General features: G+C 64.2%; 23 protein-coding genes. 12 read left to right on the forward strand and 11 right to left on the reverse strand.

The window, feature by feature from the left end:
* Window positions 1–142 precede the first annotated feature (142 nt).
* Both QQL28_RS36215 and QQL28_RS36220 read left to right on the forward strand, forming a co-directional pair.
* On the forward strand, window positions 143–829 hold the full coding sequence (locus QQL28_RS36215) for a DUF2161 domain-containing phosphodiesterase (RefSeq protein ID WP_284273448.1): 687 nt from the start codon (window positions 143–145) through the stop codon (window positions 827–829).
* Window positions 830–932: 103 nt separating this feature from the next.
* Window positions 933–1238: a hypothetical protein gene (locus QQL28_RS36220; RefSeq protein ID WP_027523921.1), complete on the forward strand. Its 306-nt coding sequence runs from the start codon at window positions 933–935 to the stop codon at window positions 1236–1238.
* Between the two features lie 147 nt (window positions 1239–1385).
* Here QQL28_RS36220 and QQL28_RS36225 read toward each other — a convergent pair whose 3' ends face one another.
* Window positions 1386–1997 carry a GNAT family N-acetyltransferase gene (locus QQL28_RS36225; RefSeq protein WP_284273449.1) on the reverse strand — a complete coding sequence of 204 codons (612 nt, stop codon included), beginning with the start codon at window positions 1995–1997 and terminating at the stop codon, window positions 1386–1388.
* Window positions 1998–2147: 150 nt separating this feature from the next.
* Window positions 2148–2549, reverse strand: a complete 402-nt coding sequence (locus tag QQL28_RS36230) for a PaaI family thioesterase (RefSeq protein WP_284273450.1) — start codon at window positions 2547–2549, stop codon at window positions 2148–2150.
* Window positions 2550–2735: 186 nt separating this feature from the next.
* Here QQL28_RS36230 and QQL28_RS36235 point away from each other — a divergent pair, with 186 nt between their 5' ends.
* The 5 genes from QQL28_RS36235 to QQL28_RS36255 all read left to right on the forward strand — a co-directional run bounded on the left by QQL28_RS36235 (window position 2736) and on the right by QQL28_RS36255 (window position 5541).
* Window positions 2736–4004: a lipoprotein-releasing ABC transporter permease subunit gene (locus QQL28_RS36235; protein ID WP_284273452.1), complete on the forward strand. Its 1269-nt coding sequence runs from the start codon at window positions 2736–2738 to the stop codon at window positions 4002–4004.
* 82 nt (window positions 4005–4086) lie between these two features.
* The gene (locus QQL28_RS36240) at window positions 4087–4410 is read left to right on the forward strand and encodes an ArsR/SmtB family transcription factor (protein WP_284273453.1); all 324 of its coding nucleotides are present in this window, start codon (window positions 4087–4089) and stop codon (window positions 4408–4410) included.
* Entirely contained in the window at window positions 4407–4832 is a 426-nt protein-coding gene (locus QQL28_RS36245; RefSeq protein WP_284273455.1) for an SRPBCC family protein, read from the forward strand. The genes QQL28_RS36240 and QQL28_RS36245 overlap by 4 nt, the downstream gene beginning before the upstream one ends.
* A gap of 36 nt (window positions 4833–4868) precedes the next feature.
* Window positions 4869–5075 carry a hypothetical protein gene (locus tag QQL28_RS36250; protein ID WP_284273456.1) on the forward strand — a complete coding sequence of 69 codons (207 nt, stop codon included), beginning with the start codon at window positions 4869–4871 and terminating at the stop codon, window positions 5073–5075.
* A 55-nt stretch (window positions 5076–5130) separates the two neighbouring features.
* Window positions 5131–5541 carry a DUF1801 domain-containing protein gene (locus tag QQL28_RS36255; RefSeq protein WP_284273457.1) on the forward strand — a complete coding sequence of 137 codons (411 nt, stop codon included), beginning with the start codon at window positions 5131–5133 and terminating at the stop codon, window positions 5539–5541.
* Window positions 5542–5693: 152 nt separating this feature from the next.
* Here QQL28_RS36255 and kynU read toward each other — a convergent pair whose 3' ends face one another.
* From kynU to QQL28_RS36280, 5 genes are all read right to left on the reverse strand, one after another.
* Window positions 5694–6902 (reverse strand): kynureninase, encoded by a 1209-nt coding sequence (gene kynU / locus QQL28_RS36260; protein ID WP_284273458.1) that lies wholly within the window; start codon window positions 6900–6902, stop codon window positions 5694–5696.
* A 7-nt stretch (window positions 6903–6909) separates the two neighbouring features.
* Complete coding sequence (gene kynA, locus QQL28_RS36265; protein ID WP_284273459.1) at window positions 6910–7749, reverse strand: tryptophan 2,3-dioxygenase; 840 nt, start codon at window positions 7747–7749, stop codon at window positions 6910–6912.
* 27 nt (window positions 7750–7776) lie between these two features.
* Window positions 7777–8586, reverse strand: coding sequence for an alpha/beta hydrolase (locus QQL28_RS36270; RefSeq protein WP_284273461.1), 810 nt, complete (start codon window positions 8584–8586; stop codon window positions 7777–7779).
* Between the two features lie 354 nt (window positions 8587–8940).
* Complete coding sequence (locus QQL28_RS36275) at window positions 8941–10218, reverse strand: ArgE/DapE family deacylase (protein WP_284273463.1); 1278 nt, start codon at window positions 10216–10218, stop codon at window positions 8941–8943.
* Window positions 10219–10266: 48 nt separating this feature from the next.
* Window positions 10267–10992 carry a pyridoxamine 5'-phosphate oxidase family protein gene (locus QQL28_RS36280; protein WP_284273464.1) on the reverse strand — a complete coding sequence of 242 codons (726 nt, stop codon included), beginning with the start codon at window positions 10990–10992 and terminating at the stop codon, window positions 10267–10269.
* A 74-nt stretch (window positions 10993–11066) separates the two neighbouring features.
* Between QQL28_RS36280 and pdxR the strand changes: the two genes are divergently transcribed.
* Both pdxR and QQL28_RS36290 read left to right on the forward strand, forming a co-directional pair.
* On the forward strand, window positions 11067–12551 hold the full coding sequence (pdxR, locus tag QQL28_RS36285; protein WP_284273466.1) for a MocR-like pyridoxine biosynthesis transcription factor PdxR: 1485 nt from the start codon (window positions 11067–11069) through the stop codon (window positions 12549–12551).
* Between the two features lie 69 nt (window positions 12552–12620).
* The gene (locus QQL28_RS36290) at window positions 12621–12863 is read left to right on the forward strand and encodes a DUF6719 family protein (protein ID WP_284273468.1); all 243 of its coding nucleotides are present in this window, start codon (window positions 12621–12623) and stop codon (window positions 12861–12863) included.
* 8 nt (window positions 12864–12871) lie between these two features.
* On the opposite strand, the gene QQL28_RS36295 is transcribed toward QQL28_RS36290, so the two are convergent.
* Together QQL28_RS36295 and QQL28_RS36300 are read right to left on the reverse strand one after the other, a co-directional pair.
* Window positions 12872–13237, reverse strand: a complete 366-nt coding sequence (locus QQL28_RS36295) for a hypothetical protein (RefSeq protein WP_284273485.1) — start codon at window positions 13235–13237, stop codon at window positions 12872–12874.
* Window positions 13238–13270: 33 nt separating this feature from the next.
* Complete coding sequence (locus QQL28_RS36300) at window positions 13271–13435, reverse strand: hypothetical protein (RefSeq protein WP_284273470.1); 165 nt, start codon at window positions 13433–13435, stop codon at window positions 13271–13273.
* A gap of 415 nt (window positions 13436–13850) precedes the next feature.
* Between QQL28_RS36300 and QQL28_RS36305 the strand changes: the two genes are divergently transcribed.
* Complete coding sequence (locus QQL28_RS36305; protein ID WP_348522543.1) at window positions 13851–14048, forward strand: hypothetical protein; 198 nt, start codon at window positions 13851–13853, stop codon at window positions 14046–14048.
* Here QQL28_RS36305 and QQL28_RS36310 read toward each other — a convergent pair.
* Entirely contained in the window at window positions 14038–14586 is a 549-nt protein-coding gene (locus QQL28_RS36310; protein ID WP_284273474.1) for a CreA family protein, read from the reverse strand. The two genes, QQL28_RS36305 and QQL28_RS36310, sit on opposite strands and share 11 nt — an antisense overlap.
* Before the next feature lie 209 nt (window positions 14587–14795).
* On the opposite strand from QQL28_RS36310, the gene QQL28_RS36315 reads away from it, so the two are divergent.
* Window positions 14796–16478 carry a L,D-transpeptidase gene (locus QQL28_RS36315; RefSeq protein WP_284273476.1) on the forward strand — a complete coding sequence of 561 codons (1683 nt, stop codon included), beginning with the start codon at window positions 14796–14798 and terminating at the stop codon, window positions 16476–16478.
* Between the two features lie 82 nt (window positions 16479–16560).
* Complete coding sequence (locus QQL28_RS36320; RefSeq protein ID WP_284273478.1) at window positions 16561–17133, forward strand: glutathione peroxidase; 573 nt, start codon at window positions 16561–16563, stop codon at window positions 17131–17133.
* 144 nt (window positions 17134–17277) lie between these two features.
* Here the strand turns inward: QQL28_RS36320 and QQL28_RS36325 are convergent.
* Window positions 17278–17460 (reverse strand): hypothetical protein (locus QQL28_RS36325; RefSeq protein WP_284273479.1); only part of this gene is annotated, 183 nt, incomplete at its 5' end.

Here is a 17460-nt window from a genome sequence, read left to right on the forward strand (position 1 = left end):
TTCGTAAGAGCGCCAGATTGTCCCGCTTGCAAGATAGCCGCACCATCCGCTCCCGATCAAATGGCGCGAGAGCTAAGTCCGATCCGGGCTAGACTGCCGCTATTGATTCTCCGACCGGAACAGCAAGACTCGGAAGCTTTCCTTGGAAACCGCGCTTTATCTGCCCGTCAAACGCTTCCTCGAAGAACTCGGCTTCACCGTGAAGGGCGAGATCGGCGGCTGCGATGTCGTGGGGCTCAGCGCCGGCGATCCGCCGGTCGTGGTGATCGGCGAGCTCAAGCTCGCCTTCAATCTCGAGCTGATCTTGCAGGCCGTCGATCGCGCCCCGGCCGCCGACGAGATCTGGATCGCCGCAAAAATGTCCTCGCGCGGCAAGGGGCGAGAGAGCGATGCGCGCTATCGCAATCTCTGCCGCCGTCTCGGCTTCGGCATGCTTGGGGTCACCGAGCGCGGCCAGGTCGAGGTGCTGGTGAAGCCACCGACCGCGGCGCCGCGACGCGAGCCCAAGAAGCGCTCGCGACTCGTTGCCGAGCACCAGCGCCGCCAGGGCGATCCGGTCCTCGGCGGCAGCACGCGCGCGCCGATCATGACGGCGTATCGCCAGCAGGCTCTGGCCTGTGCCTCGGCCCTCGCCGACGGCCCGCAGCGGGTGCGCGATCTGCGCGCGCTGTGTCCTGATGCCGGCAAGATTCTGCTGCACAATGTCTACGGCTGGTTCGCACGGGCCGACCGGGGAATCTACGGATTGACCGAGGCCGGGCATGCAGCACTAAAGCGCTGGCCGCAGCCAAGGATCGCGCTCGGTGCCGGTCAGCCGTCACCACCCTGACGTCAGATCAATGCAAGACGCGAATAACTGAGATGCCACAGCAAATTCATATTGCAATGCAACATAGGCGGCACTAGGTATCCCGGATCGAAACGAGGCCACCATGAGCGCAGACTGGAATACCAAATATGGCACGCGGCGCGTCCGCCACGATCCGCCGACCCTGGACGAGGCGATTTTCGCCGCGATCGGCATTACCGACGATCAGGAGCAGCAGGCCGAGATCGCCGCGTCCCTGATGGGCATGCCGCTCGACGTCGTGCAGGCCGAGGTGAAGAAGCAGGCCCGTACCAACAGCCGCATCACCGCCACGCGCGTGATCGCCGGCGAACAGGGCGCGCAGCGCTCGGTGGTGGTCGAACGCCGCGTGGTGCGCCGGTTCGGCAACGACAAGCGCACCGGCACCTGAAGCGCCTCGTCTCTGCTAACGGATACGAAAGCGGACCGGCGTTGCCGGTCCGCTTTTTGATTCTCTGTGTTTTGCGCACGATCTCCGCGCAAACTCGTTCCGCGTTTGTCGCGAGGCAAAACCGCTGCGCACTTTTGCGGATCGTGCTTAGGCGGCGCGATTGCCGTACATGCTGGAAAACAGCTTCCACCATGTGCTGTTGAAGCTCAGCAGCGCCCGGCCGGCCTTGAACGGCGCAGCCGCGAGATCCGCAAGCTCCGCCTCCGGCGTCTTGGTGAGATCGATCGTGCCGGTCGATTCACCGTGCCGGAACGCCAGATGTGCGCCGAACTTCTTTGCCAGCGCCCGCATCGCGTGATTCTCCGCGCCCGTCGTGATGCGCAGGCGCCCAAATCCCTTCCAGCGCGCTTCCGCAATCAGGCGGCGGAACAGCACGGTACCGACGCCCTTGCGGCGCGCGGAGGCTTCCACGCTGAACGCCACTTCGGGCAGCGAATCGCCTTCCGGCGGATGCAGCTCGGCCGCGCCGCGAACCACGCCATCGACGATGTAGGCAACGATCACGGTGCCGTCGTCCGCGCAGCGGGCGGCGTAACGCTCGATGAAGCTGTCGTCGAGAAAACCGTTGAAACGGTCGTGCCGGCTCTCGGGATCGAGTCTCAGCAGATGATCGCGCAGGAGCGGCAATTCCTCTTGCTGGATCAGGGTCCGCACATAGCCCTCGACGGACTCCGTGTGGATGATTTCTTCAAGTGCCACGTCAAAACTCCTCTTGGTGTCCCTCGAGGAGGCGTTCGAATCCCTAGGTCCCTTATGTTGTGCATCGCAGCATGATTTGCAAGACGGGAACCTGCCCAAGTTAGAGGCATGGCAAACGACCAATTCGTTAACAAAATCAAGACCCCGTAATCATACGAGGACCATTTGGGTCTGGATCACCAGCGCTACCAACTTACCGTCCCCGGTCTCGAGGCGGGTCTGCCAGACCTGGGTTCGCCGCCCCCGGTGGATCGGGGTCGCGGTGGCAATGACCGTGGTTCCCTCCTTCGCGCCGCCGATGAAATTGGTCTTGCTCTCCAGCGTCGTCGTCCCCTTGGCGTCCGCCGGCAGGTTGATCACGGTCGCGGCCGCTCCGACGGAATCGGCAAAGGCCATGATCGCGCCGCCATGTGCGATGTGGCCGAGCGTGCAGAGGTCGGGCCTGACCGTCATCTTCGCCACCACGCGATCCGGCTCGGCCGCGACGAACTCCACGCCCTTAAGCTCGGCGAACGGCATCTTCATCGCATGAAGTCTCTCGAGCGGTGACATCGGATCTCCTCCCAGTGCCTTGAATTCGCAACGTGAATTGTCTCGCGGCGCAAAGCAATGACGTCCGAGGTCATGGCCGCGATGATATCGACGCCTCTCCCACGCGCCAATTTTTGCCGGAGGACTACGGGTCGCCAAACCGGCTGCAACCGGACAGAATGACAGGTCTGACGAGCCCTGAGAATCATGACAGCGCCGCTGAAGACCGCTCCCTTTGCGCCGTTCGAATGGATGCTGTCTGCCCGCTATCTGCGCGCGCGACGTAAGGAAGGCTTCGTGTCGGTCATCGCCGGGTTTTCGTTTCTCGGCATCATGCTGGGCGTTGCGACCCTCATCATCGTGATGGCGGTCATGAACGGCTTCCGCAAAGAGCTCCTGGACAAGATCCTTGGCCTCAACGGGCATGTTCTGGTTCAGCCGCTGGAATCGCCTCTGACCGACTGGAAGGATGTGACCGAACGCATCAGCAAGTTGAAGGGTGTGCGACTCGCTGTGCCCGTCGTTGACGGGACGGCATTGGCATCATCCTCAAACGCCTCCGGCGTCCTGGTGCGCGGGATCCGCGCGGTCGATCTCGTCAAGCTGGCTTCGGTCGCAGGTAACATCAAGCAGGGATCGATCGAACATTTTGACGACGATCAGGGCGTTGCGATCGGCCAGGGCCTCGCCGATCAGCTTTCGGTGCACGCCGGTGACGCCATCACGCTCGTCGCGCAGCACGGCGCGGTGACGCCAATGGGCGTCATGCCGAGGATCAAGAAATACAAGGTCACGGCCGTGTTCGAAATCGGCATGTCGGAGTACGACGCGAGCATGGTTTTCATGCCGATCGCGGAAGCGCAGTCCTACTTCAACCGCAGCGGCGATGTCACGGCGATCGAGGTGTTCACGACCGACCCGGATCGCATCGACGTGTTCCGCAGGAGCGTGATGGAGGCCGCAGGCCGGCCGATCTTCCTGGTCGATTGGCGGCAGCGCAACTCGACCTTTTTCAGCGCGCTTCAGGTCCAGCGCAACGTGATGTTCCTGATCCTGACCCTGATCGTCCTCGTGGCTGCCTTGAACATCGTGTCGGGCCTCGTCATGCTGGTGAAAGACAAGAGCAGCGACATTGCGATCCTGCGAACCATGGGCGCTTCGCAGGGCTCGATCATGAGGATCTTCCTGATCACCGGCGCGTCGATCGGCGTCGCGGGTACGCTGATCGGCTTCGTCGTCGGGCTTGTGGCATGCTCCAATATCGAGTCGATCCGGCAGTTCATGTCCTGGCTGACCAGGACCGAATTGTTTCCGCCAAAGCTCTACTTTCTTTCGAAGCTGCCGGCCGACGTCGAAGTCGGAGAAACCTCCGCGGTCGTGATCATGGCGCTGACGCTTTCGTTTCTCGCAACGCTCTACCCATCCTGGCGCGCCGCGCGGCTCGATCCCATCGAAGTGCTGCGGCATGGAGGCTAGCGCGCAGCTAGCGGGCCAGCTTGACTAATCGATAACTCTACGGTTATACATAAATCCATAACCAGTGAGTTATCTATTTCCCATGCCCAACGCCCACGACGTGCTGTTCCGAACCCTTGCCGATCCGACCCGGCGGGCGATCTTCGAGCGGCTGTGCCGCCACGGCGAGCAGACCGTCGGTGCGCTCACGGCGCGGGCCGGTGTGTCGCAACCGGCCGTCTCGAAGCATCTGATGGCATTGAAGCAGGCGGGGCTCGTGCGCGACCGCCACGAAGGCCGTCAGACGCATTACAGCGCACAGCTTCGCGCCCTCGCCCCGCTGCTCGACTGGACCAGCAAGATGACCGGCTTCTGGCAAGGCCGGTTCGACGATCTCGAAGATCTCCTCAAGAGGATGGACCAATGAACACAACCGAGACCCGCTCCGTCGTCGTCGAGCGCGAGTTCGCGCATCCGCCCGGAAAGCTCTGGCGCGCGCTGACACAGCCGCATTTGATCTCGGAGTGGCTGATGAAGAACGATTTCCTGCCGGAGGTCGGCCATCGCTTCAAACTCACCGGCGAGTGGGGCGGCGTGCTCGACTGCGAGGTACTCACGGTCGAGCCGAACAAGGTGCTGTCCTACACCTGGAACTTTGCGCATCAGGATGCGGCTTACAATCTGGAGAGCGTGGTCACCTTCACCCTCACCCCGACGCGGGGCGGAACTCTGCTCCGGGTCGAGCAGGTGGGATTCCGCCCGGACCAGAAGCAGGCCTATGGCGGCGCTCACGCCGGATGGAAGCAGTTTTTGGAAAAGCTCGAGCAGGTTCTGCCGCAGGCAGACTGACGCCGCGGCATTGCTCTTGAAAATCAGGAGGTCTCGTTGAACTGGAACGTGTGGATTCGACAGGTTCACCGCTGGCTGTCGATCGGCTTTACGCTGGCCGTCATCATCAATGTCCTCGCCATGGGACTGGAGAAGCAGGCGATCTGGATCGGCCTCCTGGCGCTGTTCCCGCTCATCCTGCTTTTGCTCTCCGGCCTTTATCTGTTCGCCCTGCCCTATGCCGCCAAATGGCGCAGCAGCTGACGCGATCGCTTGCGCGGTGTAGAACGGGACCGGATTTCGGAGCACGGGACCTCAGATGACTCCATCGGAAAAACTCGACCAGCTCATCGCAGGGATCACCGACTGGCGTGGCAAGACGTTGGCGACCCTGCGCAAGACCATTCTCGAGGCCGACAGCGAGATCGTCGAGGAATGGAAATGGATGGGCAGCCCGGTGTGGGAGCGCGACGGCATCATCGCGGTCGCCAACGCCCACAAGGGCAAGGTGAAGCTGACCTTCATGTACGGCGCGCGTCTCGCCGATCCCGACAAACTCTTCAACGCCGGCCTCGAAGGCAACGAACGCCGCGCGATCGATTTCCTGGAGGGCGACAAGATCAATGTGCGGGCGTTGAAGCAGCTCGTGCGCGCTGCGATCGAATACAATCAGGGCAAGGCCAAAACGAAAGCGCCGACAACGCGCGCGAAAGCACGCAAGGCGGGTTGAAGCAAAACACCCGTCATGCCCCGCGAAGGCGGGGCATCCAGTACGCCGAGGCCTATCCGTATTCGTCGTCCTCTCTGGGATACTGGATCGCCCGATCAAGTCGAGCGATGACAGCTGAGATTGTGGAAGGCGCGTGCCTCAAGCAGCGTCCCTCACGTCACCGCGTTCACAACCTGGTATTCCGGTCGCCTCCATACTTCGCCAACGATCACCTCCTCGATGATCTCGGCCGCCTTCATCACCTCGTCCTCCCCGATATATAGCGGCGTGAGGCCGAAGCGCATGATATCAGGGGCGCGAAAGTCGCCGATGACCCCTCGCGCAATGAGCGCCTGCATGGCGGCGTAGCCGCCGGCGAAGGCGAACGACACCTGCGAGCCGCGCATTTCGTGCGCGCGCGGCGTGACCAGCCTGAGCTGCGGGCAGCGGCGCTCAACCTCGGCGATCAGGAGATCGCCGAGGTTGAGCGAACGGGCGCGCACTTCGCTGAGTTCGACACGGTCCCAGATGTCGAGCGAAGCTTCCAGCGCAGCCATCGCGAGCACCGGCGGCGTGCCGACGCGCATGCGCTCCACGCCGCCCGCGGGCACATAGCCGAGATCGAAGGCGAACGGCTTCGCGTGGCCCATCCAGCCCGAGAGCGCGGCGCGGGCGCGATTGGCGTGGCGCGGCGCGACGTAGAGGAAGGCCGGCGCGCCGGGACCGCCGTTGAGATATTTGTAGGTGCACCCCGCGGCGAAGTCGGCGCCGACGCCGGCGAGATCGACCGGCAGCGCGCCGGCGGAATGCGCGAGGTCCCAGACGGTCACGATATCAAGCGCATGCGCTTTCGCGGTGAGCTTCGCCATGTCGTGGCGGCGACCAGTGCGGTAGTCGACCTCGGTGAGGTAGAGCACCGCAATCTCGTCCGACAGCGCAGCCTCGACCGCCTCCGGCGCCAGGAGGCGCAGCTCGTGCCCTCGCCCGAGCGTCGCGATCAGGCCTTCGGCCATGTAGAGATCGGTCGGGAAATTGCCGGTGTCGGAGAGCACGACCTTGCGCTCGGGGTTGATATCGAGCGCGGCGGCGAGCGCCTGGTAAGCCTTGAGCGAGAGCGTATCGCCCATCATCACGGTATCAGCCTCCGCGCCGATCAGCCGCGCAATGCGATTGCCAACGTTGCGCGGCTGCACATACCAGCCCGCGGTGTTCCAGGCACGAATGAGCTCATCGCCCCATTCCCGCCGGATCACGCGGTCGACCTTTTCGGCAACGCCGAGCGGCAGCGCGCCGAGCGAATTGCCGTCGAGATAGATCACGCCCTCGGGCAGATGGAAGAGCGCCCTGGTGTCGTCGTAGACGCGAAGTCGGGTCTCGGTCATGGTTTGCTCAAAGGATGGTGCGGACGCGCCAGAGTTCGGGAAACAGCTCGACCTCCAGCATGCGCTTGAGATAGCTGACCCCACCGGTGCCGCCGGTGCCGCGCTTGAAGCCGATGACGCGCTCGACGGTGGTCACGTGGTTGAAGCGCCAGCGGCGGAAATAATCCTCGAAGTCGACGAGTTTTTCGGCGAGCTCGTAGAGCATCCAATGCGTCTCCGGCGCCTCGTAGACGCGCCGCCACGCCTGCAGCACGCCTTCGTTCAGGCTGTGCGTCTCACGGACGTCACGCGCCAGGACGGCAGACGGCATCGTGAGGCCCTTGCGGTCGGCGAGCCGCAGCACCTCGTCGTAGAGGCTCGGCGCCGCCAGCTCCGCCTCCAGCAGCCGCGTGACCTCGGCGTCGTGCGCGTGCGGCTTGAGCATCGCGTGATTGCGGTTGCCGAGGAGATATTCGATCAGGCGATACTGGCCTGACTGGAAGCCCGAGGATTGCCCGAGCTTGGAGCGGAAATGCGTGTACTCGCTCGGCGTCATCGTGCGCAGCACGTCCCAGGCGCTGTTGAGCTGCTCGAAGATGCGGGAAACGCGCGCCAGCATCTTCATCGCGGGCGAGACTTCATCTCGCGCGATGGCGCGGCGGGCAGCGCTGAGCTCGTGAATGGCGAGGCGCATCCAGAGCTCGGAGGTCTGGTGCTGGATGATGAACAGCATCTCGTCATGCGCATCCGACAGCGGGTGCTGCGCGCCGAGGATCGCATCGAGCTGGAGATAGTCGCCATAGGACATGCGCCGAGCGAAATCGGTCTCAGCGCCTTCGGCAGTGGGATCGTAGTCGTTGCTGGTCATGACATCCCCTGTTCCGTCCGGTCTCCCTCAGTCGAGACCGACCAGGCTGGCCGTGATTTTTGACGAGGGATCCCTGAGCCCGTCGACGACAGTGAAATGATTGTAGCCGGGCTCGATCACGAGGCGCGTCGCCACGTCGAAACCGGTCCAGACGTTTGCCATCAGCTCGGCCTGGCGGATGAATTCCGGACGCTCGGCGCCCCCGACCCAGGCCGTGACCGGCGCGTGCCCGCGCGGCAGATGCAGCGCGGCGCTCTCGAGCGTTGCCTCTTCCAGCGTCATACCGAGCGTGGCGTTCATTTTCGTCTTCAGCAGCGGGCGCAGATCGTGCAGGCCGCTGATCGACAGCGTCGCTGCGATGCGGTTGTAGATCGCGGGCGCGAGTCGGCTGTCGTCGCACAGCATGCGGGTGACGAGATGACCGCCGGCGGAATGGCCGGCAAGCCGGATCGGCCCGGAGACGTGCGCGGCGGCGGTGGCGACGGCGGCGGCGATCTCGGCCGTGATGTCGGAGATGCGCGCATCCGGCGTCAGCGTGTAGCTCGGCAGCGCGACGGCAAAACCGTGGTGGCGCCCGCCTTCGGCAAGGTCCGTCCAGAACGATTTGTCGAACCGCATCCAGTAGCCGCCATGCACGAACACGACGAGGCCCTTGCTGTCCCCATCCGGCAGGACCAGGTCGAGGCGCTGGCGCTCACCCGAGCCGTAGGCGATGTCGGGGCGGAAGTGCTTCAGCGCGGCGCGATAGGCGGCGGCACGCTCGGCCCACAGCGCCGGCAGTCTGTCCGAGCCCGGCACATGGGCCGAATTGGCGTAAGCATCATCCCAATCGCGCATCGTTACTCCCCAAAAGGACTCGGCCTGCGATCGGGCACCAGTCTGCCACCGGCGAGGCCGGCATTCTAGTCTTTATTTTAAGCTTAAAGCATTTGAAATGCGCCGGTGGATTGGGCACAGCCCCCGGGGGGGATGTCGCCCCTCACCCTGAGGAGCCGCGGTAGCGGCGTCTCGAAGGGCGAGGCCACCGACCAGGCCTTCATCCTTCGAGACGCTTGCTTTGCAAGCTCCTCAGGATGAGGAATTAGCAGCTCGTCATTGCGAGGAGCGAAGCGACGACGCAATCCAGAAATCGCGCCGCGGTGACAGTCTGGATTGCTTCGCTTCGCTCGCAATGACGGTGGAGCGAGAAGCCTACCCCTTCTCCACCCCACACCATTCCGCGATGAACAGCGCCATGGCCTTGGTCGACTGCTTCAGCGACTCCAGATCGACATATTCATTGAAGCCGTGGATCTCGCCGCCTTCAGGGCCGAAGCAGAGGCTGGGGATGCCCTCGTTGAGGCCGTAGAAGCGGGTGTCGGTGAGCGCGGTGAAGACGAGGTCTTCGACCGCGCCACCATAGACCGCATTGAACGCCTTGCCGAAGGCGGCTTCCGGCGCGGCCGAATTGGTGAGTTCATACCCCTCCGACAGGAAGCCGGACCACTCGACCTCTGGCGGATTGTTAGCGAGGAAACGGTGGTTTCGCGCCGCGGCCGCGACGCAGGCCAAAATCTCCTTCTGGTGATCGGCGATCGACCAACCCGGCAGCACCGCGATGCGGCAATCGACGTCGCACCAAGCCGGCACGCTGGAGGCCCAGTCACCGCCCCTGATGATGCCTGGGTTGAAGTTGATGGGATGGTTGAGCGTCTTGAAATGGCGATCGCTCTTGACGCGCTCGTTCCACTCGATCTCGAGCTTTTGCAGCGCCTGGATCAGATGATAGGCCGCCATGATCGCGTTCGCGCCGGAGCCTGCAAACGCCACATGGGTCGGATGGCCCTTCACACGCAGGCGGAACCAGATCACGCCGACCTGCGAGCGCACCATCTTGCCGCCGGTCGGCTCCGGAATGAAGCAGGCATCGGCGCGATAGCCGCGCTGGAGCGTCGAGAGCGCGCCGACGCCGGTGCTCTCCTCCTCGATCACTGACTGGACATGGATCCGCGCCGTGGGCCGTAGGCCTGCGGCCCTGATTGCATCGAGCGCATAGAGCGCGCCGATGGTGCCGGACTTCATGTCGCAGGCGCCGCGGCCATACATCTTGCCGTCCCTGATGACCGGCGCAAATGGCGGGGTGTCCCAGAGCTCCAGCGGCCCCGCCGGCACGACGTCGCAATGGCCTTGCAGGATCAGCGATTTGCCGCCGCTGGTTTGCGGGCGGTAGGTGCCGACCACCGTGCGCGCTTTGGAGAAGTCGTGCTCGATCGGACCGAAGCCGCGCAGATCCTTCAAGTCATCGATATTGATATGCCAGTCGTCGACCTCATAGCCGCGCGCACGCAGCAGGTCGCCCATCATGTCCTGACAGGGCCCCTCCGCGCCGCGGGTCGAGGGGATCGCGACGAAATCGCGTGTGGTCGCAAGCTGGGCCTCGAAGCCGGCATCGACGGCATCGAGAATCCTCTGCTGCGTATCGGCATTCATGCTGGCAACTCCATCGGCAGTCCAAGAGCGCCGCGAAGCTAGCCGATTTCAGCCCTCGGGGTACTCCTGAAAATAGGCATCCAGCAATGCATCATCGAGCAGTCGGCCTTCCGAATAGCCATTCAGCGTCGCTGGCCGCGTGACGCCGTCGAGGAGGCGCGTGCAGGGTTCCGGAGCACCGAGCACGGTACGCACGGGAATCCGCTCCGCATAGATCGGCAAGGCATAGTCCTCATCGTCGTCCGCCAGTCCCTTGGCGCGCACCTTCGCCGAGGCTTCCTCGATCTCCATCGCGATGAAAGACGTCGCCTTGATCTCCTGCGTGCTGCTCGGGCGCAGCCCCGCCGTGCGATTCGGGAAGAAGCGATCGACCATGGCGACGAGCGCGCGGCTCTTCTCCTCCGCGTCGGTCACGAGGTAGGCGGTGCCGAAGGCCATCACCGCGCGATAGTCCGCCGAATGATTGAAGCCGCAGCGCGCCAGCACCAGGCTGTCGAGATGCGCAACGGTGAGACAGACCCTCTGCCCGCGCGACTGGTTGCGCAGCATGCGGCTCGCGCTGGAGCCGTGCCAATAGAGCCTGGTCCCTTCCCGCCAGAAGAAGGTCGGCGTGCAATAGGGCTGGCCGTCGATCACATAGGAGACGTGGCACAGCATCGAGGAATCCAGGATGCGGTGAACAGTGGCGTGATCGTAAGAGCCGCGATCATGACGGCGCTTCACCTGGTTGCGGGACGAGACCGGATAGGACGTGGTGGCGATACCGTCGGACACGGCGGCTCCTGTCGTGGAATTTGAATCTGGAAAGAGTTGTAGCGGGCCATTTGGTCTGCGATAGTTCCAATTCCATGCGAAAAATTCCGACCAATTCCAAGCCGTCGCCGAAAGCGCCACCGCGCAAGGCCGAGCTGCCGCTCGATTTCGCCGGAACGCACGTCACGGCGAGCGCCTCCTCGGCGCACCGGCTCTACCAGGCGCTCTGCCACGCGATCGTGGAAGGCCTGGTCAGGCCGGGCGAGCCGCTGCCGCCGTCGCGGACGCTGGCCAAGCAGACCGGTTTCCGGCGCAACGCCGTCGTCACGGCCTACGAGCGGCTGATCGCCGACGGGTTCGCGGAGGCGACCGTCGGCTCCGGGACATTCGTCGCCGCCAAAATTCCCACGCGCGCGAGCGATGCGCGCAAGGCGAAGATCATCGTCGAGGCGCCGCGGCAGGGCACGCTGGCACTCGGCTGCACCCATATCGACGAGCGCTCGCTGCAACGCTTCCGCGGCTTCGTCGGCCGGCGCATGCGCGCCTTCGGCACCGGACATCTGCACTACGGTGATCCGCGCGGCAGCCGCGAACTGCGCATGGCGATTGCCGATCATTTGCTCTCGGCGCGGGGCCTGCGCTGCGATCCCGACCAGATCATGCTGACGTCAGGCACACTGCACGCGCTGCGCATCGTGCTCGGCGCGATCTTGAAAGCCGGCGACCCGGTCTGGTGCGAGGATCCCGGTTACCCCATCGCGCGCGCGACGATCCTCCATTGCGGCTATCGCGCCGTCTCCGTGCCGGTCGACGAGCACGGCCTGCGCGTCGCCAAGGGCCAGACGGCGGCACCAAGGGCGCGCGCGGCCTATGTCACGCCGTCGCATCAATTTCCGCTGGGCGTGCAGATGTCGATGCCGCGCCGGCTCGAGCTTCTGGACTGGGCGAAGGAGGCCGGCGCCTTCGTGCTGGAGGACGATTACGACAGCGAGTTCCGCTATGACGGCGCGCCCCTGATGTCGCTTGCCGGCATCGATCAGCTCGAGCGCGTGATCTACATGGGCACGTTTGCCAAGACGCTGTTTCCGGGCCTGCGCATCGGTTACTGCGCGCTGCCGGAGCGCTTGATCGGCGCGGTCGCGACCGCGCGGGCCGCGCTCGACCGATTTCCGGGCACGCTGATGGAAGGCGCGGTGGCCGACATGCTCAACTCCGGCGCCTTCGCGGCGAACCTGAAGCGCGTGCGAAAGCTCTATCGCGAGGCGCGCGATGCACTGGCTGCGACGCTCCAGGACGCGTCCGACGGCCGGCTGTCGGTTCCCGTACCCTCGCAAGGCCTGCATCTGGTCGCGCGGTTCCAGCCGTCGGTGGATCTTCGTATCGCCTCTGAGGCCAAGCAGGCGGCCGGCGCGGAAGGCTGGCTGCTCGCCGACACCTATGCGCGGGCTCGTCCCCTGCCCGGCTTCGTCCTCGGCTTTTCCGGCCATTCGGTTTTGGAACTGGTGGCGTCAGCCGAAAAGCTCGCGGCGCAATCGCTGGCCGCGCTTCGCGGCAGCGACAAGCCGGCGCGGCGCGCGTGACCAAGGTTCACTATGAGAATCGCGCGCGGCTTTCTAACATCGGTGGCAATCGAGGCCGGGATTTTCGTCATGACCCATATTCGTACGATGTTCGTGTGCGCGCTGTTCGTCGCAACATCAACGCTGGCGCACGCCGGCACGGTCGGGCGCGAGCAGGACGTCGTCGACTTGCGGCTTGGCCAGCGCGTGATGGTCGATGACGGCACCTGCCCGGCCGGGCAGATCAAGGAAGTGCGCGGTGCGAAGATGACCGATAGCGGCGTCACGCGGACACGCACCTGCGTGCCGCGGTTCGGACCGAAGTCGAAATAGCTTGCGGGCTATTTCGCCGGGTCGAACATGCACTGAAGGGTCGGCTTGGCGATCTTGGTGAAGGTCGGACCGATCTCGGCCTGCTTTGCGACCGGCACCCATTCGTTCTCGATGGTCGGCACGCCGGTCTCGCTGATGCCTCGAAGCAGCGCCTCGCGCAGGTCGCGGTCCTCGACGACGGCGGCGGCATGATCATGCAGGCAGCCGCAGACTTCCTCCGGATGCGCCCAGCGCCCGAGCATATGCGGCGCACATTGGCGCACGAAGTCGGTACGCGGATCCGGCAATCTGTTGGGAGAGCGCACCTGAGCCTGGGCAGCGGTGATCGTGAGGAGGGACGCGAGGAAAGCTGCGGCGCAGATACGAAGCATGATTGGCTTTTCTAGTTCTATTATTCTGGCTTGCGATCAGAGACGCGCGGCCATCACGATCGGCTGAGGCGCGTTGCCCCCCACCGGCGAGCCGCTATAGGCAAAGGTCCCGACGCCCGGCAATCCGCTGTCGCTCGTTCCGGCCAGCGAGGAGCCGGCGAGGACGAAGCCGAAAGCAAGGATGAAGCTGAGCGCCCGCATGTGAAGTCTCCAGTTCCCCGCGGCTGTGCGCCGCTACCGCCGGTGGGGTTGATAACCATGGGCGGTTTCGTCCGTGATGCGCCAAAAGGGGAAAATGGTTTCATCTTCGTGAGAATTGTTTCGTCGGAGCAGATGCGACGAAACATTAAGTCAAAAACCCCAATCATTTCAGTGAAGCCGCCACATGGCCGATGGTTGCTTCACGGCCCTCTCCGGCACTCCCACAGCCAGCATGCACGCCTGCGGTCACCGTCCCGAAGACGACGCTTCACACGCATTTTACGTTTCTCTGCTGAAAGGAAGGCAAAGAAGCGCGAAGTGCCGCTGAACCGGGGACGTTCCAGCGACGACGGAAGCCTTCGAACAGCAATAAGCCCGGCACCAAACCGAGGCTCAGGGTTGAGGGATGGCCATCATGTCAGATCGCGCAATGGCGCGCGAGGCGGACCAGGGTTCGGACCGCGCCAACGAGACATCTAGACAGCGCAGCGCCACCGGCGCGATGGCGCTGCAATCCGACCGCGGCTATGAGGCGGCACCGCAGGCGTTCGTGCGGCTAACCGGCTCGCATCTCGCGCAGCCGCGCTTCAGCCGCAATCTCATCACTGCGTGAAGAAGTCGCCGCACTTCGGAATGCTGGTGTCCGTCGGCCCCCACGGCATGATCGGCACGCTCGAGGTCGAGTTCTTCGGCGAGCCCTCGATCAGCTTGTCGGAATAGACCATGTAGACCAGCACGTTGCGCTTGGTATCGCAGCCGCGCACGATCTGCATCCTCTTGAAGAACAGCGAGCGGCGCCTGCGGAACATGTCGTCGCCCTGCTCCAGCTTATCCCTGAACTTGATCGGACCGACCTGGCGGCAGGCGAGCGAGATGTCAGAGACCTCCTCGGCCAGCCCCAGCCAGCCCTTGAAGCCGCCCTTTTCTGGTACTGTAAAATGACAGGCCACGCCCTCGACCTCGGGATCGTCGAGGCCATAGGTCGCGAGCTTGTCGTTTGGGCTCAGCCATTTGAACACGGTGGAGCGGCGGAAGATCAGATCGGGTTCGTCGGCGGCTTGGGCGAAGCTGGCCGGCATGGCCACGAGCAGGAGGAATAAAGCGAGGCCTTTCAAGCGCATGCCGGAAAGACCGGGAAAACGAGATGACATGAAGTTCTCCGGTAGCAAGTTCCCGCAATGTAGGGATGCAAGGGCTGATCAGGAAGGTGGCAGGCCGGGTCCGCGCGGCTGCCGTTTACCGCTCTGTGAGGCTTTTTTGCTACTGCATGCACAAAAGTTCCTGCCAGCAGAACCGCCGTGCTGGTGAACGCGTATCCCCTTTGCGAGACTAATTACTGATTTGGATGACGGATTCGAGGATGAATAGCGTGAACGGGGTCGGCTCTTCTGCCGCAAAGGCGCGGTTGTGGCGCGTCGCCATTTTGACGGCGGCGGGTGCGATTGGCACCACGACCCATGCGGAAGCCGCGATGTATTACTGGTCGGACTTTACCGACGGTTCCTACTACCACCAGCCGCAGCCGCGGATCGAGCGTGTGAAGCCGCGCAAGCGCAGCGCTGTCCCGGGCAAGAAGGATATTGCGGAGAAGGAGACCGGCGCCAAGCCGCAAGGGCCGCTGGTCATCGCCATCTCGATCGACCGGCAGAGGGTGACGGTCTACGATTCCAACGGCGTGTTCGCGGAATCGCCGGTGTCGACCGGCATGAAGGGCCATCCGACGCCCATGGGCGTGTTCAGCGTCATCCAGAAGCACAAATTCCACCATTCCAACATCTATAGCGGCGCGCCGATGCCGTACATGCAGCGCATCACCTGGTCGGGTGTCGCCATGCATGCCGGCGTCCTGCCCGGCTATCCCGCCTCCCACGGCTGCATCCGCATGCCAATGGCGTTCGCGGTGAAGATGTGGAATTGGACCAAGATGGGCGCGCGCGTGATCGTGGCGCCCGGCGAGATGACGCCGCACAGCTTCTCGCATCCCCTGCTCGCGAGCCTGCGCGTGCCGCCGCAGCCCGCGGCGAGCCTGGAGCAACCCGCGACGACCGTCGCCGACAAGGCGGACAAGGGCATGCCCGAGGCCAAGTCTTCCGAGGCCAAGTCTTCCGAGGCCAAGTCTCCCGAGAGCAAGGTCGAAGAGACCAAAGCCGCTGCCGAGGTCAAGAGCGCGAGCGCCGAGCCGGCGATGGAGCTGCGCTCGACCGTCGGCCACACCGTGATATCAGATGCAACCATCGGCAACGCGATGGCGCGCGAGGAAGCCCCTGCCGACAAGGCCGCTCCGAACGAAGATGCAAAGACGGATGGTGCGAAAACCGCTGACGCATCTACACCGGCCGCCAAGCCGGAGAGCGCCGCGGCCAAGCCCGCAGCGACCACTGAGGCTTCGCAGGCGGACGCCGCAAAGCCTGAAGCTGCCAAGCCCGAGGTCGCGAAGTCCGAACCCGCGAAGACCGAAGCGACCGAAGCCAAGAAGCCCGATGTCGCCGTGTCGGCACCGGCGCCTGTGCAGCCCGCCGCCGATGCGAAAAAGGATCAGACCCGCGTCACCGAACCGGCACCGGCAGCAAAGCCGGAGCCGCCGAAGCGCGCAGGCCAGATCGCGGTTTTCATCAGCCGGAAGGATTCCAAGGTCTATGTGCGGCAGAACTTTGCGCCGCTGTTCGAAGCGCCCGTGACGATCGCGGCCAGCGACCGTCCTCTGGGTACGCATGTCTTCACCGCGGAAGTCGACAAGAGCGATGCCAACGCACTGCATTGGTCGGTGGTGTCGCTGCCCGTCGCCGTCCGCTCCGTGGAGCGCGACGACGACAGCCGCATGACTCGCCGCCAGCGCATGGCCGGCATCATCCCGGTCGCCGCAAAGCCCGTGATCACGCCGGACAGCCCGGCCGAGGCGCTCGACCGCATCTCCATCCCCGCCGACACCATGGCGAAGGTCAACGAGATGCTGACCTCCGGCAGCTCGATCATCGTCTCCGACCAGGGCATCAACCAGGGCGAGACCGGCGAAGGCACCGACTTCATCGTCCGCTTGCGCTAGGCCGCGCGTAACGCGGTGTTGAGCGCGAACGGTCGCGCTCCCGGAGTATGATTCGTCCCCGGATCAACTTGGGGACATCGCCATGCTGAACCGCAGGACAGTGCTCACCACGGCGCTCGCCGCAATCGCCAGCCCCATCGCGACTCGCGCCATCGCGCAAGGCGCGATGAGCAAGATCTCGGCCTACGCTTTCTCCTTCCCCGCGCTCTCCGGCGACGATATCCGGCTTGCGGCCTTCACGGGCCGGCCGCTGATGATCGTCAACACTGCTTCGCTCTGCGGTTACACACCGCAATATGCTGGCCTTCAGGAGCTCTGGAGCGAGTTCCGCGAGCGCGGACTGACCATCATCGGCGTGCCCTCCAACGATTTCGGCGGCCAAGAGCCGGGCGGCGTGACGGAGATCTCTGAGACCGCGCATCACCAATACGGCGTTACCTTCCCGATCGCCGCAAAGGCCGTCGTGCTCGGGCCCAAGGCCCATCCGTTCTACAAATGGGCGGCGGAAGCCCGGCCCAAGGAGGTTCCGCGCTGGAACTTCCACAAATACCTCATCGGCCGCGACGGCTATATCGCCGAGGTTTTCGCCTCGGCTGTCGACCCGACCGATACGCGCATCAAGACGGCGATCGCCAAGGCACTGGCGGATAGCTGAGGCGACCCGTGTCACGGGCTTGGGCACAAATGGCACTCGGCGCCAAACAGCCGTTGCATTGGTGATGGCCCACCATCTAGGCTACGATCGTCTGGGGCGGACAGGTTCGGACAGGGGCAGAAAAGCTACGGCCGAACAACGGGATCAATCTATCGAGGACAACATCATGCGTGTTGCGGCAGGACTGATTTTGGCGAGCGCAATTTCTCTCGCGATGGCGAGCGCCGCATGGTCGCAGACCCCGGCCGCGAAGCCCGCGGCAGCCACGCAGGCCGCCCCGGCAGCAGCCCCTGCTCCCGCCGCAGCTCCCGCACCCGCTGCGGCCGC

Source organism: Bradyrhizobium iriomotense (assembly GCF_030160715.1).
Lineage (GTDB): Bacteria > Pseudomonadota > Alphaproteobacteria > Rhizobiales > Xanthobacteraceae > Bradyrhizobium > Bradyrhizobium iriomotense.

What these genes read in the sequence shown, in the direction of transcription:
- QQL28_RS36220 (WP_027523921.1), top strand. Translation starts at nt 933, where the DNA reads ATGAGCGCAGACTGGAATACCAAATATGGCACGCGGCGCGTCCGCCAC.
- QQL28_RS36230 (WP_284273450.1), bottom strand. Translation starts at nt 2,549, where the DNA reads ATGTCACCGCTCGAGAGACTTCATGCGATGAAGATGCCGTTCGCCGAG.
- QQL28_RS36235 (WP_284273452.1), top strand. Translation starts at nt 2,736, where the DNA reads ATGACAGCGCCGCTGAAGACCGCTCCCTTTGCGCCGTTCGAATGGATG.
- QQL28_RS36240 (WP_284273453.1), top strand. Translation starts at nt 4,087, where the DNA reads ATGCCCAACGCCCACGACGTGCTGTTCCGAACCCTTGCCGATCCGACC.
- QQL28_RS36245 (WP_284273455.1), top strand. Translation starts at nt 4,407, where the DNA reads ATGAACACAACCGAGACCCGCTCCGTCGTCGTCGAGCGCGAGTTCGCG.
- QQL28_RS36255 (WP_284273457.1), top strand. Translation starts at nt 5,131, where the DNA reads ATGACTCCATCGGAAAAACTCGACCAGCTCATCGCAGGGATCACCGAC.
- kynU (WP_284273458.1), bottom strand. Translation starts at nt 6,902, where the DNA reads ATGACCGAGACCCGACTTCGCGTCTACGACGACACCAGGGCGCTCTTC.
- kynA (WP_284273459.1), bottom strand. Translation starts at nt 7,749, where the DNA reads ATGACCAGCAACGACTACGATCCCACTGCCGAAGGCGCTGAGACCGAT.
- QQL28_RS36270 (WP_284273461.1), bottom strand. Translation starts at nt 8,586, where the DNA reads ATGCGCGATTGGGATGATGCTTACGCCAATTCGGCCCATGTGCCGGGC.
- QQL28_RS36275 (WP_284273463.1), bottom strand. Translation starts at nt 10,218, where the DNA reads ATGAATGCCGATACGCAGCAGAGGATTCTCGATGCCGTCGATGCCGGC.
- pdxR (WP_284273466.1), top strand. Translation starts at nt 11,067, where the DNA reads ATGCGAAAAATTCCGACCAATTCCAAGCCGTCGCCGAAAGCGCCACCG.
- QQL28_RS36290 (WP_284273468.1), top strand. Translation starts at nt 12,621, where the DNA reads ATGACCCATATTCGTACGATGTTCGTGTGCGCGCTGTTCGTCGCAACA.
- QQL28_RS36300 (WP_284273470.1), bottom strand. Translation starts at nt 13,435, where the DNA reads ATGCGGGCGCTCAGCTTCATCCTTGCTTTCGGCTTCGTCCTCGCCGGC.
- QQL28_RS36305 (WP_348522543.1), top strand. Translation starts at nt 13,851, where the DNA reads ATGTCAGATCGCGCAATGGCGCGCGAGGCGGACCAGGGTTCGGACCGC.
- QQL28_RS36310 (WP_284273474.1), bottom strand. Translation starts at nt 14,586, where the DNA reads ATGTCATCTCGTTTTCCCGGTCTTTCCGGCATGCGCTTGAAAGGCCTC.
- QQL28_RS36315 (WP_284273476.1), top strand. Translation starts at nt 14,796, where the DNA reads ATGAATAGCGTGAACGGGGTCGGCTCTTCTGCCGCAAAGGCGCGGTTG.
- QQL28_RS36320 (WP_284273478.1), top strand. Translation starts at nt 16,561, where the DNA reads ATGCTGAACCGCAGGACAGTGCTCACCACGGCGCTCGCCGCAATCGCC.